The 13616-nt window shown below is 65.9% G+C and carries 11 protein-coding genes; 5 read left to right on the top strand and 6 right to left on the bottom strand.

Going from position 1 to position 13616, the window contains the following annotated elements:
• The first annotated feature begins 74 nt into the window (after window positions 1-74).
• From ACIBIW_RS06730 to ACIBIW_RS06720, 3 genes are read left to right on the top strand one after another with little or no spacing between them, the layout of a single operon-like run.
• Window positions 75-488: a hypothetical protein gene (locus ACIBIW_RS06730; protein ID WP_399332658.1), complete on the top strand. Its 414-nt coding sequence runs from the start codon at window positions 75-77 to the stop codon at window positions 486-488.
• Window positions 485-4249 carry an AAA domain-containing protein gene (locus ACIBIW_RS06725; protein WP_399332656.1) on the top strand — a complete coding sequence of 1255 codons (3765 nt, stop codon included), beginning with the start codon at window positions 485-487 and terminating at the stop codon, window positions 4247-4249. Before ACIBIW_RS06730 ends, ACIBIW_RS06725 begins: the two co-directional genes overlap by 4 nt.
• 29 nt (window positions 4250-4278) lie before the next feature.
• Window positions 4279-4536 carry a hypothetical protein gene (locus tag ACIBIW_RS06720; protein ID WP_399332654.1) on the top strand — a complete coding sequence of 86 codons (258 nt, stop codon included), beginning with the start codon at window positions 4279-4281 and terminating at the stop codon, window positions 4534-4536.
• Between the two features lie 112 nt (window positions 4537-4648).
• On the opposite strand, the gene ACIBIW_RS06715 is transcribed toward ACIBIW_RS06720, so the two are convergent.
• Both ACIBIW_RS06715 and ACIBIW_RS06710 read right to left on the bottom strand, forming a co-directional pair.
• Window positions 4649-4837: a hypothetical protein gene (locus tag ACIBIW_RS06715; RefSeq protein WP_399332652.1), complete on the bottom strand. Its 189-nt coding sequence runs from the start codon at window positions 4835-4837 to the stop codon at window positions 4649-4651.
• A gap of 69 nt (window positions 4838-4906) precedes the next feature.
• Window positions 4907-6073: a hypothetical protein gene (locus ACIBIW_RS06710; RefSeq protein ID WP_399332650.1), complete on the bottom strand. Its 1167-nt coding sequence runs from the start codon at window positions 6071-6073 to the stop codon at window positions 4907-4909.
• Between the two features lie 291 nt (window positions 6074-6364).
• On the opposite strand from ACIBIW_RS06710, the gene ACIBIW_RS06705 reads away from it, so the two are divergent.
• Window positions 6365-7492 (top strand): hypothetical protein, encoded by a 1128-nt coding sequence (locus ACIBIW_RS06705; RefSeq protein WP_399332648.1) that lies wholly within the window; start codon window positions 6365-6367, stop codon window positions 7490-7492.
• 183 nt (window positions 7493-7675) lie between these two features.
• A complete protein-coding gene (locus ACIBIW_RS06700; protein ID WP_399332646.1) occupies window positions 7676-8398 on the top strand; it encodes a hypothetical protein in 723 nt (240 codons plus the stop codon).
• A gap of 1072 nt (window positions 8399-9470) precedes the next feature.
• On the opposite strand, the gene xerC is transcribed toward ACIBIW_RS06700, so the two are convergent.
• The 4 genes from xerC to ACIBIW_RS06680 form a co-directional block, all read right to left on the bottom strand.
• Window positions 9471-10676, bottom strand: a complete 1206-nt coding sequence (gene xerC, locus ACIBIW_RS06695; protein ID WP_399332644.1) for a tyrosine recombinase XerC — start codon at window positions 10674-10676, stop codon at window positions 9471-9473.
• Window positions 10677-10749: 73 nt separating this feature from the next.
• A complete protein-coding gene (locus ACIBIW_RS06690; RefSeq protein ID WP_399332642.1) occupies window positions 10750-10959 on the bottom strand; it encodes a helix-turn-helix domain-containing protein in 210 nt (69 codons plus the stop codon).
• Window positions 10960-11185: 226 nt separating this feature from the next.
• Window positions 11186-12346 carry a DUF3631 domain-containing protein gene (locus ACIBIW_RS06685; RefSeq protein ID WP_399332640.1) on the bottom strand — a complete coding sequence of 387 codons (1161 nt, stop codon included), beginning with the start codon at window positions 12344-12346 and terminating at the stop codon, window positions 11186-11188.
• A gap of 349 nt (window positions 12347-12695) precedes the next feature.
• Complete coding sequence (locus ACIBIW_RS06680) at window positions 12696-13586, bottom strand: bifunctional DNA primase/polymerase (protein WP_399332638.1); 891 nt, start codon at window positions 13584-13586, stop codon at window positions 12696-12698.
• Between the last annotated feature and the right edge of the window lie 30 nt (window positions 13587-13616).

Genomic DNA, 13616 nt, shown 5'->3' with positions numbered 1-13616 from the left:
CTCTTACAGAGGCCCGCGTGCCAAAGTCGCCGGACGGACTGGGCAAGCACACACGCGAACACAAGGAGCAGCACATGCGCGACGGGGGATCGCCGTGGACACTCGCCGTACCCACAGGCGGCGACACACTCCGACAGGAGCGTCTCACCCGGGATTTGCACGAGACCCTGCACGGGACGGACGGTCTCATCGTCGGCTTCCATGACGCCGACGGGCCCACCGAACCGGGCCGTAAGGGTGCTGGCGTCGGCGAAGTGGCTCTCTGGGCCACCACCGCCACCGTCGCCCGTCCGGCATCCCAGATCCTGATCACCCTGATCAAGGAGTGGTGCGCCAAGGAGCGGCACCGCAAGGTCGCGGTCACCGTCGGGGACGACTCCATCGAGATCACTGGTCGTCCGGACGCCGCACAGGAGCGCATGGTCCGTGAGTTCCAAGACCGGGTCGCCGGCGACGACGGTCCCGCATCGGATGACGACGCGGCGTGACCCGCTTCCACAAGCGCCGGGCTCTCCTGATCGGTAACGAACACTACGACGACGGCCGCTTCCCTTCGCTGGCTTCTGTAAGGGCGGACGTATGGGGACTCACACAGATCCTGAAGCACCACAAAATTGGCAACTTCATCTCTGTACAGACAGAATCCGATCTCGCCGCCGATGACATGCGGGCAGTCATCGGCGAGTTCCTCCAAGAGCGCGACGAGGACGAACTCGCGCTCGTATACGTCTCCGGGCACGGTGTACGCACCGTACGTGACGGCGGCGAATTTCACTTCGTCGCCAAGGACACCGACTACGACCGGGTGTCCGCGACCGGAGTCAGCGCCGGATTCCTCAACGACGCGCTGGAGGAGTGCGTCGCGCCACAGAAGATCGTGATGATCGACTGCTGCCGCAGTGGCGGGTTCGCCGTGGGTCTGCGTACGTCGGACCGGCAAGCTGACGGCTCCGTGGCCAAGTCCGGCGAGCGGCCCCCGCTCACGAGCAGGGGCGTGTACGTCCTGTCGTCCTCGCGGGCCGGGGAAGACTCGTACGCGGACGCGGGCGGCGGCGGTGTGAAGCCGTCGGCGTTCACCGGCGAGGTCATCGAGGCGCTGCGCACGGGGAAGGTCAGCAAGGACGGCGGCAGCGGGGTAACGGTCAGCGATCTGTTCCACTATGTCAACCGGCGTATGCGTGCCCAGGAAAGCGGGCGTCAAGTGCCGGTACAGTCCGCGCTCGGCGTCGACGACCGCATCGTCATCGCGGACAGCCCTTTCGGCCGGGCCCCCATCCTCGATCCTCTGAGTTCTCGGCCCCAGGCAGCCGTCGGAGAAGCTGCACCACCGCACGCCACGAAATCCGCTCACGCACAACCCACCTGGACCAACCTGCTGGACTACTACCGCGAGTGCGTCCTGGCCGAGAGTGCGGAGACACCTCTCATGGACGTGAACCGTCAGGGCACGTCGTACGTGTGCCTGGACGGCGCGGAGAGGTTCATCTCCGGCGATGTCGACGACGACGGCTGCGTCGCGCTCCCCAAGGAAGCAGGCCCGCTGGTGGATTCAGCGGCAGAGGAGGATGCCGAGCTCTGGGCTGGCTATCCGGCTGTGCTCCTCACCGGGCCTCGCACCGGGAGCCCCTGGCGGCAGCCGAAGTTCGCGCCCCTGCTGGTACGCCGAGTCGAGATCGTCCAAGGCGAGGGCGAGGTACGGCTGAAGCCGTACGGCCCTGTCCAGCCACATCCTCAGCTGGCGCACGACTGGCTGGGCGAGGAGGAGGCCAACCAGCTCATCGACACGTTTCAGCCGTCCTGGCATCGAGGACAGCACGACCGTATGGCGGCGGAGGTGCGCAACCTCCTCGCCCAGGAGTTTGAGCTGCCGTGCGTCCAGGAGCTTTGTCCCGACCAGCTCGCCGACCGCATCGACGTCCGCACACCCGGCCACGGGGCCCGCAACACCGCGGTCCTGTTCGCGGCACGCCCCCAGACGAACTTCACGAAGGGACTTCTCAACGACTTCGCCAGCATCGCCAAACAGACGGACCAGATTGAGAAGACTGCCCTAGGGGTGCTCGCGCCCCAGCGCTCGCAGCGCATCCGATGCCTCGCCCACACAGATCCCGAACCAGCGAGCCTCGTGACTCCGCTGCCCTGCAACGAGGCGCAGAGCGCGGTTCTCCGGTCCGCCATGACCCGCCGCCTCACCGTGGCCACAGGCCCGCCCGGTACCGGCAAGAGCCAGCTGGTCGCCAATCTCGTGGCCACGGCTATCGCGGCAGGTCAGACCGTGTTGGTCGCGTCCACCAACAACGATGCCGTGGACGAGGTATGGCGCCGCTGCGACGAGCTGGTGCCCGGCAGCGTCGTACGCACCGGCTCGGCACGGAAGACCGGCAAGAACAACGCGGAGCACGAGGCCGCCGCGCTCCACGCGCTGCGTACCGGCCCTGAGCCGTCCACCACCGTGGCCACGGCGTCCATGGCGACCGTGCTGGCCACCGACCGTCTGGCAGAGGTGCGGCGGCATCTGGCCCACGTAGCCAAGACCGAGCTGCGGCTTCGCCAGGCAGGCGAGGCCCGCGCCCACCACGCGGAACAGCTCGGGATCACGGTCCCCGAACTCCAGGAACTGCTCGGCGGCCCGCCACTGCCAAGGGAGCTTGAGGGCAGAGCACGCCGCCATTCCCGCGCGCGCTTCCTCGGATCGTGGCGCCGATCCCGCTTCCTGCGCAAGGCCGGTCTGGAGGGGTACGCCGGTGATCCCACCGTGGGCTGCGGGGCTCTCGCCGGCTTCGCTGCGGCCGAGGGGGAATGGCGTGACGGGCGCGAGCACGCGGCCACCGTTGACGACACAGCGCTCACGCGTGCTCTCCGCGACGCGGAGAGCACCGTCCAGGACGCTTCACGCACGTTCCTCGCCACCAAGGTCCAAGCTGCTGCCTGGGCCGGGCGACGCCGCATCATGGAACTGTTGACGGCTCGGGACGGCAAACGCGGCGATTGGCCGCAGTTGGGAAGGGCCATCGGGCACTCGGGAACGTCGATGAGCGCGCCCGCGGTGGCCGGATGGGCAGTCACCAGCCTCTCCGCCCGACGCTTCCCCCCGGACCCGGCCCTGTTCGACCTCGTCATCATCGACGAGGCCAGCCAGTGCGCCATCCCCCACGCCCTGCCGCTGCTGTTCCGCGCTCGGCGCGCCCTGGTCATCGGCGACCCCATGCAGCTCAGGCACATCACGCAGACCAGCCCGCACCGCGAGGCTCTCATCCGCCGCGGGAACGGGCTACGGTCCGTCTGGCTAGAGAAGCACCATCTCGCCTATCGGCGTCACTCCGCCTTCCACGCGGCCGAGCAGTCCGCGGGCGGCACACTGCTTCTCGACGAGCACTTCCGATGTCATCCGCACATCGCCGGGATCTCCAACGAGTTCTTCTACGACGGTGGGCTGACCGTTCTCACCGACACCCGTGGCCGTCCCGCTCTGGCGAGCCGCCCCGCCGTCATCTGGACGGATGTGGCCGGGCAGGCCGCGCGCCCTCTGTTCGGTGGCTCCTGGGTCAACGAGGACGAGATCCACAAAGTGCTCGCCAGCGTCCGATATCTGCTGGAACAGCTCCCGCCCGACGCCACCGTCGGTGTCGTCACCCCCTTCACGGCGCAGGCCGAAGCTCTGCGCAAGCGGCTGCGCCCGTACGACGAGGAGCGTCTGCGCATCGGTACGGTGCACACCTTCCAGGGCGGCGAACGCGACGTCATGGTGTTCTCCCTCGTCGCCGGCGAAGGCATGCACCCGGGCGCCGTCGCGTGGGTCGGTGAACAGCTGAACCTGTGGAATGTCGCCATCACCCGGGCACGCGGTCACCTCATCGTGGTGGGGGACAAGGCACTCTGGCGACAGCGGGGAGGCGTGGGCGCCGCGCTGCTGGAGGCTGCGGAGCGGGACGGACTGCCCCAGGGTGGCGGAGACGAGGACGTACTACTCAAACGCCTGTACCGGACTCTCTCCCGCTCGGAGGAGTCCACCGTCACGCTGGGCGAGACCGTTTACGGGCATCCCGCGGACGCCGTGGTGCGTGGCGTCGGCGGAGCAGCTCCCCAAGCCGTACTTCTCGATCGCGGAGTGGAAAAGGAGGGCGACGCGGCCCGCCACCTCCGGCTCATGCTGCAGCGCCGGAACCTGATGAGCGGTGGTGACGGCGAAGCCGAAGCGGTGCGTTGGCCGGCCTGGCGCCTGTACGACGCCGACGAGCAGCGGGGGTGACTCTTCGGGCGTTCCGACAGCGCCACGAGGTGCCGCATGACGTCGTGCGCCCGCCAGGAGCGACGGGACAGCCCTTAACCAACAAGCTCTACTTCACCCGCGACCGGGAGCCACTGACCGGCATCTGGAACACCTTCCGAGCTGCCGCCTTTTCCTGGCCTGCGCACAGCGACTCGGGTGCCACATACCGCTATGCAGGCATCGAGGACGTGCTGGATTGCGGGTGCAGGATCGAGAGTTTCGGCGTGTTCGCCGCGCGGATGCGGGAGAAGAAGGGCGGGCTGTGATCACCTCGGTCGGGTGGAGCCGCTCCAGCGGACCCGAGGCACCACGTGCTTCCTCCGGGTTCGCGGCAAGAGCCTGACTTCCTGAACTATCCCGGTCAGGATCTCTAAGCGATCAGCGGCGGAATCCACGGTGGGGATCTCGCGCCTGGACGTTCAGAAAAGGTTCGAACCAGACAGCGCCACGGAGATCGCCGATGGCCATGAGCTGGTTTGCATCGCCGTCCGGGTCCTCGATGCCATCGAAACGAGAGTTGTAGAGCATCAGCACGTCGGTGTCCTGGAAGAACACTTCGGAGCACATGTCGAAGTCGTAGTCGTCACGGTGGCTGGGCAGCCTCCCGTGGTCACCAGTGGCATCGTCTTCGTCCCCTCAGCCTCCCGCGTCACGGATGGCGAGGTGAAGGGCAAGTTCCTCGGCCGTGCAGGTGGGCTCCGGCCACTGCCCACGTCCGAGGTCACCGGCCAGGTCGTCGGCGGCCCGGGCGAACCGGCGGCGCCACTGGAGGTCAACCGCGAAGGTCAGCTTCGGGAGGTAGGCGAACACTCCCCAGTGGCCGTCGTGCTCGTCTGGCACTACCGGCCTGTCACCAAGTTCCTCGCTGTCGTCGTACGCCTGATCGGCGATCACACACAGTTCCGTGTAGAGGGCGTCGGCGGTTCGGGGGGTGAGCTGCCACTGGCACCGCTCGTCTTCGCACTCCGGGTCGTCGCAATGCGGCGCCTCCGTCGCGAACATCGCCGCGAAGTCCGGGCTCTTCTGCCTGGTAGACGCCGTCGCCGGCTCACCTCGGCGGACAGCCGCTGTGTACCGCAAGCCCGCACCGAAGTCGGCGACCACCGCTTCCTCGCTCCAGTCGGCGACCTCATGCCCTTCCTCGATGCGCAGCCGCAGGCCCTGGGAGACATCCGTGATCGTGTCCGCGCCATCGATCTTGCTGTCGGACTCCCCAAGCCACATGACGGCCCCGACGACGTCTTGCGGGTCGTCGCCCTCAAGGTCGTCGTTCAGCTGGGGCTCCCAGCCCGCGCTCCTGGCTGCCTTCAACACGGCCTGCTGGTCATGCACGTGGAACTCTCGGAGTACCCCTACCCGGATGACGGGACCAGCCAGATCAGCGAGGCGGGCGTCGTTCGGGATACTCACAGCGCGCGGGACCGCGTCGGCGTCGTCTTCGTCCGAGTCGTCGTCAACGGCATAGGCGATCTGCTCCCACTTCAGAAAGCTGCCGGGAGGCATGGGCCAGGCGCCCGCGAGGGCGTGCCGTACAGCACTGCGGATGGAGGAGGCTGGAGCGTCCGGCATCTGGGCGCACAGCTTCTCCAGCGGCTCTGGCTTCCAAGCTTCGGCGGAAGAACCGATGGCCTGCTGGAGGATGCCCACTGCCTGCTGCGCGAGCTCGGGGTGCCGGCAAGTGAGAACGGCATGCAGTGAGGCAGGGCCCTCTCGGTGATGGACGAGAGCGAGGATGCGGCTCTTGCTAGGGGTGTGCTTGCAGTGGAAGCCGCGGAGCGCGGCCATGGTCAACTGAGCAGACATGCGGACGACTCCGAACATTGGGCGCACGGGACCGTGCGTGGAAGCAAGTGGAGTTCCGCTGGTGGGCACACTGCTAACGCGCCTCCGGACGGCGAAGACTAGGTGCGCTCGGCTGGTTCTCCCGGTGCTACCGGGAGTCCGGACCTGGCTCCCACAGCTTACTCACACGGAGCGTCGGAGGAAACTGATCCGAGACCAGAGTTCTGCCTATAGGGACCTGGCGCATACCGATGGACGTTGCAGCCGCCTCCATGCTTCGATGCGATCAGCGTCGCGCGATCGGAGGCAGGCTTGAAGCAGGCAACGCGAGTTCTGAAGCGAAAGGCTCTCGCCTCGCTCAAGAGAATGACTTCCGCATTTAACGTAGTTGACGAGGAAGGCCGCACCTCATCTGTCCTGCTAAGTCTCCAGCATTCATTTGAAATGCTCCTGAAAGCGGCACTGGTTCACAATAATGTGCCGGTCTTCGACAAGAGCCTTGGACGTTCGATCGGATTCGAAAAATGCCTACAGCTAGCCCGCCAGGCGCCAGGCATAAAAATCACTGACGCAGAAGCCGGCACTTTGCATGCGATCGACGCGCTACGCGATGACGAGCAACATTGGTTCAACTCCGTCAGCGAACCCATCCTGTTCGTCCATGCTCGCGCTGGCGTCACGCTCTTCGATGACCTCTTGAACCGAGTTTTCGGGGAGCGACTAGCGGATAGCCTTCCGCTACGGGTGCTTCCCATTTCCACCGAGCCTCCTATGGGGCTCGACATCCTGATCGACCAAGAGTTCACTCAGATTCAGCAACTCTTGCAGCCAGGGCGCAGGGCCCGGAACGAGGCACGGGCGAGGATCCGGACACTTCTCGCGATCGAGGGGCACGCCTCTGCAGAGAGCCTTGTCAGCGAGAGAGACGTCGATCGAGTCGAGAAAGGGATGATCGAGGGGAAGTCCAGGGGTTCAGTTTTTCCAGCCCTCGAACAAATCTCCACCGAGTTTTCAGGTGAAGGGCCGACGCTGACTGTACGGTTCGACAAGAAGGGACCTCCAGTTAAATTTGCAGGAAAGGATTCAGACGCTGCCGCGATTCGTGAAATCGACCTTCAGAAGACGTTCCATTGGTCGGCAACGAATCTAGCCGAGAAGCTGGGCCTGTCGCTCCCGAAATCAATTGCCCTGCGTCAACATCTAGGGATCGATACGGACCCAAAATGCTACTACGTTTTCGAGATGGGATCACAGAAGCATCCCCGCCTCTCAGATAACGCACTCAAGCGCATGAGGGAGTCCATGAAGAGCATCGACATGGACGCTGTATGGGAAGCTCACAAGCCAGTCGGCAAAGGAAAGGGGCCCCGGCCGTGCTTCGTGGAGGGATGCGCGCAATCTGAGAAATCGATCATCCGGGGCCTTTCAGCGCTCCGCTGAAGCCTCGCCCTACCTCTACCCCCGCCAGGGCCAAGGCACTCTCCCGGGGCATCCAGCACGTGGCGGCCGACACGTCCTTCAGCCGCTCCTACGACCTGTGGGAGCCCCCGACTGGATCGGCAGGCACGGCGAGCCTCAACTCAATTCCACCGAGGGCAAGATCATGCTGACCAGGGAGCAGGAATGTTCGATCGCGACGTGAGCTACCCGTGTGCTGTCGCCAGCTACGACGCCGAGGGCGTGGGCGGAGCCATCGACTGGTGCTGCGAGCGTATGGAGGACGGTGACACGCTCACCGTATGGACCAGCCTCAAGTCGAATCTGAGCAACTGCTCCGAGTTGGAGCAACTCGTCAACCGACACTCCAACGTCGAGCACATCAGCGGCAGAGGCGGCGGGTTCATCCGTGGAAACGGTCCCGTGCTCATGGCCTGGCCGGACATGGAAGACATCGGGAAGCTCGTGCAATACGGCGGCCGCCGCATCCGGGCGCTTTGTATCATCACCTGGAACGAGGACGAGATCAGGCCATGGGTGACATCCATGAAGCCATCCATCCTGGGCGATGGCTCGGCGTGGGAGGAGCTGACGCCCGAACTCGATCCAGTCGTCGTCGAGGCGCTGAGGGGCCTCACGTTGACGGCCAATCACAACAACACCATCTCGGCAGGTCACGAGAAGGACATGGTCGTGAGCAGCCTCCTTGCACTGCACGACGCCGGCATCTGGATGGACGGTGAAGCCATGGAAGGGTGGGCGCTGGCGCATGGCTGGTCGGGGAAGAATCCCGAGCGCCTCGCCAAGTACGTGGAGGACATCAACACAGGGAAGCGTCCGCGATGCCGACGCATCCTGCACCAGGACTACATCGACAGTCTTCGACGCCGAGTCGCGGACGGCACGTAGAGCCACTGGCTGACCACGACGCCTGCCCATCCATGTGCACCATGCGAGCGGCAGGACACCTTGGGAGCCGTCTGGGAGCCAACCCGCTCCCCGAGCCCCTTCGAGAACGCCCGAGACCACGGCAATCCGACCCTCTGATCAGGGAAAACGCCATCCGCGCAGGCCAGATCAGCAACCGAACCTCATTCGGGACGAAGAGGCCGTGGGTTCAAATCCCGCCACCCCGACGCTGGTCAGAGGACCAATCGCATGATCGCGATTGGTCCTCTGACGTGTTCGGGGGCCAAACAGGGGGCCAAACGATGTTGATCCTGCCGCAGTGCCCGATCTAGACCATCTACAGACGCTTTGGCTCAGTGCCTCCCCTGCCCCGCGATGCAGTCCACGCGTCATGGCAGGTGTCAGTGCAGGAGCCGTCCTTGATCCTGCCTGTCGTGCTGCGGGATACTCAAGGCAAGGTGTCCCGGTCGACCGGGGCCGGGATACACAATTGAAGACAGGTGACTGATTTGCTGTCCTGTCGCGCCCTGAAGAGCTAGATCAACCATGGGGGCCGCCGTCATCGAGTGGGTAACAACCACTCCCTATACGACGGTCGCTCTCTGGGCAGGGAGCTTCGTAGTTCTACTCCTCGTGCTCGACGTCTTGACTTACCTGGGTGCCAGATTGGCACGGAAAGACGGCATTCCGCACGGCGAAGCTCGCCTACGGTTGATCAGACTTCAGGTCAGATGGGGTGACGAAGGCGACGGCAGCCCAGAACAACAGGCTGAAGTTGCGGAGAGTTCACCCGGTAATCAAGTCCCATAGCTGCATGGCTTGGGATCCCTGTGCCTCAGGGTAGGTGCGCGCACCGAATCCATTTGTCGGAGATCAGCTCCAGGTACTGTGCCGGCGAGGGGTCGTGGGGGTAGGCGCCCTCTTTCCAACTTGGCCCGACGAGGTCAGGATGACCCCGGCGAGGCTCGCCTTCCGTACGCGGAAGGCGAGCCTTCCTTTTCCTTCTGAGGGCTCGTTACGAGTTCGAACCCCATGCTGCGCAACTCAGCCGCTAGCAGGACGGAAAGGTTGTCTAATCCACCACGTCCCTCCTTCCCCGCGCGTCTGCCTCATCAGCTCCCTGCCATCGAGCAAAGATGTCATCCATCGCTTCGGCACCTTGCGTGATCACAGGTCGGAGCTGCTTTCGATAGACCGCCTCAGTAGTCGCCTGACTGCTGTGTCCGACCAAGAGTGCAATCCGCTCTAGGGGGATGCCGTGGTCCGAGAGCAGGGACACGAAGCTGTGCCGGAACTCCCGCGGTGTCCACTCCGGCTTCAGTCCCGCCTTCTTCACGATGGCCTTGAAGTCACGCCGGACGTTGGCCGCGTCGAGCGGCTCGCCGCTCCGGGTGGTGAACACGCGACCGGTTGGGCTCCACTCCATCCCTTTAGATGCCCGCTCCTGCTTCTGCCATCGCCGGTGCTCTTCGAGGACGTCGACCACTTGCTTCGGTAGCGCGATGGTCCTCCGGCTCTTCCTGGTCTTGGTCTCTCCGTGCTTGCGCACCGAACGCCACACCGCGACGTGGGGCGGGATGCCCTCCGTCGACTCCAGGAAGACGTGATCCCAGGTGAGGGGCCGTGCCTCTTCCGTGCGCACGCCGCTGAGGAGCGATAGGACCAGGTAGGCGCACAGCCGTGACGGACGCGCGGCGGTGAGCACTGCTTTCGCCTGCTCCAAGTTCAGCGCCTTGCTCGGTCGACCGGGACGCCCCTCCGGTGCGGTGACGAGTAGGGCGACGTTCCGCGCAGCCTTGTCTCTGCGCTGAGCGTGCGCGATGGAGCGGCGCAGGATGGCGAGCAGGTCACGCAGACTTCGCGTCGCGAGGAATTCGGCCCTGTCGTCCAACCAGTCGTCGACATCGTCCGCGCTGAGTTCCTTCAGCTTGGCCTTGCCGATGAACGGGATCAGGTGCTTGTTCGCCATCGAGCGGTTCTTGCCGATGGTGCCCTTCTCGTCGCGCCCCTTGAGGCCGCGCTCCAACCAGTCGCTCACGGCGTCGGCCACCGTGTAGTTGGCCGGCGCTTTGACGCCCGTCTGCAACTCCTTCTTCAAGTCCCGGATCTTGTTGCGGACTTCGGTCTTCGTCTTGCCGTACACCTTGGGTCGACGCCGTTTGCCGTTCGGGGCGTACCCGAGGGAGACGGCTCCCACAAAGCTCTTCTTGACGGGGTCCCAGTAGATCGTGTCCGCACCATGGCCAGCCCTTTGGGTGCGCTTCGGGGTCTCGCTCATTTTCTGTTGTGCCTCCATAGGGCAGGGCCGCGCCCTGATGGGCGCGGCCCTGCGGAAGGGGGGTGATTGGGATTCAGGCGGCGGACTCTGCCTCGCGCTTGAGGAGTTCGACGTACTGCGCGATGTACTCCGGCGGAACGAGTCGGCGACGGCCGATGCGGACGGTCTGAAGGCGTCCGAGGCGGATCTCTTCGTAGACCATCGAGCGTCCGATCCTCAGAGCCTTGGCCGCCTCTTCGGGGCGGTAGAGGAGCTGTTCGGCGGGTTCAGCAACCGTGGCCATGCTGCGGTGCCTCCTCGGCAGGGTTCCGGGGGCGGTAACCCCCCTTCCTGTCAGGTCCGCTACTTCCGCTACCTCCGCTACCGCCCTGGTCAGGGGCATGATCTAGGTAGCGGATGAGGGTGCGGGTAGCGGATGGAGCCGCTACCGCCCCGGGTTCGTGGCCGCAGGGCAGGTAGCGGATGGAGCGGCGCGGTAGCGGATGCGGAAGCGCGATCCGCTACCGTTTTTAGGGCTCTGACCTGCCCGGTAGCGGAGGTAGCGGAAGTAGCGCACTTTCCGCGGGGGGTGGGCAGTACCGCTGCCACGCGTCGTGAAGATCCGTCGCGTAGTAGCCCTTCATGACGCTGCCGCCAGCCTTGATGTTGCGAGCCGCGACCGGAGTGTTGTCTGCGGTCATGTACTCCCGCAGCATCCTCGACAGTCCGCGCGCATCGAGCGGCTTACCGCTCATGTCCGCCCACGGTGCCTCTTCGAGGCTGTGCAGCCGGTCGAGGATGGCGACGGTGGGCAGACGGTCGATGCCGTTGAACACGTAGTCGCGCAGGTCCGTCAGCAGGCGAATGCCGATGCTGCCCTTGTCGCTGGTCTTGGCCGCGTTGACCAGCTCAATGCATGCTGCGCGGGCCCGCTCAGGCCACATGCCGCCCGCCGCGTCGGCCACGGCGAGCAAAGGCTCCCAGACGTCCGCGGGCCGGTCGCTGATGCCCTCCGGCAGGGCCGGGAACACCTCGTCGACCAGATGACGCACGGACTGTGCCCATGCGGCGAGCCGGTCGCGCAACTCGTGCCCCTCCTTCTCGTGGATGCGTTGGCGGAACGGCTCTACCCGCTCGTTCGGCGCGCGGCGGCGCATGCGGACGATGACCGAGCGAGTCAGGATCGTGTCCGGCAGCGAGCCGAGTCCGGCGACCGCGACTCCGCAGAACGACGGGAACTCCTGCACCTGCTGATTGGCTCCGTCGCCGACGCAGCGCCACATGACGCCGGAGCGTCGGTGGCCTGCGTTCAAGAAGCCGCGGAGCTGTTCGTTCTCTCCGGCCTTGGGCTCGAAGACGGTGTCGATCTCGTCGAACAGGATCGTTGGCCGTCCCTCCATCCCCGAGACCGCGCGGAAGAGCGCGGAGGCGTTGACCGCGACCATCGGTTGCGGCACGAGAGTTTCCACGATCTCCAGCGCGCGGGACTTGCCCGAACCCGGCTCCGGCGACAGGAACGCGAGCCGCGGTGTGGAGTCGAAGCAGTCGAGCAAGTGCGCGTGTGCGTCCCACAGCGTCACGGCGACGTACGCGGCATCGAGCGGGAAGATGTTGAAGCGTCGGTGGAAGGCTTCCACCTCGTCGAGCAATGCGGAGCCGTCCATGGCGGGTGCCGGCGGATTGGCGCTCATGCCACCTGCCTCCCTTCCTGGTTGGTGCGGAGCGGGCATGCGTCGCGGTGGGCGGTGTGGTCTTCGATCAGGGCGAGCACCTTCGTGCGGCCGACTGCGCTGCGGTCCCTGCCGCACAGGCACTTCGAGGTGGCGGTGGGCACGGCGTCTCGCGGCGCGCAGATGCACAGCCACGCGACTGGATACCGGCCGTCTCCCCCGTGCGGCTCAGGACGAAGAGCAGAAGGGACGCCCTTACGGGCGGCGCCTTTCGGCTCGCCCACGGCCGGACCGCGCACGGTTTGTGTGGCGGCGCACGGACCTGTCGGGGTGGCGGGAAGGCTCTTCAGTGCATGGCGGGGTGGGGTGCTCATGCCGCCCTCCCCTGACCGTTTCGAGCAATGGACCAGTTCAGACCGCTGCGAATGGTCGACTCACACGATCGCGGCGACAAACCGGCCTGCTCCCCCGCCCACTGAAGAGCCTCCTCAACCTGCTCCCGGGGAAGGTCGCCCCACGCGATGAACCGCCCCAAGGCTCGCGCCGCCCGCAGCAAGGTGGCGTTGCGCTCGCCCTCCGGCGCCTGCCGCACGGACGCGGTTTCCGCGTTCAAGCCCGCTGCGGCGTACCTGGAGGCCTGTACGGACGATGGTGCAGCCATCAGTAACCGTGAGGACTGACGGGCCGTCAGATGTGTGCACAGCCACTCCGGCAGGGGCGCAGGCGGCATGTCATTGACGATGGCGTAGGCGCCCATAGGGGTAAGGCTGCCGGGGGCGACGACGTATCCGCCCCAGGCTCGGGTGTCGATGCGCTTGCCGAGTCGTCCGGCGGTGTTGCCGAGCCGGACGCTGGGCGGAGCGGTGAAGTACAGGTGGACTCCGCCGCTCGCGGTCCGCACTGTGCGGGTGGTGGGGACGACGTGCCCGGCGCGCTCGCAGAGCGCCGTAAAGGTCGTCACGCCGTTAGGCGTGTCCGTACTGCTCTTGCGCTTGGGCATGTCGAGGTCGACGACGACCAGCCCGGACGGGCCAGTCGCGATGCCGACGTTGAACGGCAGGTCGCCCCACGCGCGCCGGATGCGGTCGGGGTCGATGGTGGCGCGCTCTTCCCACTTGCGGTGACCGCCCGCGCAGTCTCCGATGCCGGGGCAGACGTCCTCACCGTGCAGGGCCGGACGCTTGTCTCCGGGGCGCAGGGGAAGGACGGCCCATCCGCGCTCTGCGGCGTCCAGGGCGGCGAAGAGGAGGTGACGGTTCATGCCGTCACCCCCGTCGCGCTCGATGGGGTG

The sequence above is a fragment of the Streptomyces sp. NPDC050560 genome (genome assembly GCF_044457285.1).
Classification (GTDB): domain Bacteria; phylum Actinomycetota; class Actinomycetes; order Streptomycetales; family Streptomycetaceae; genus Streptomyces.
Note: the sequence above shows the minus strand (reverse complement) of the source record. Positions and strands in the feature narration are given on the sequence as shown.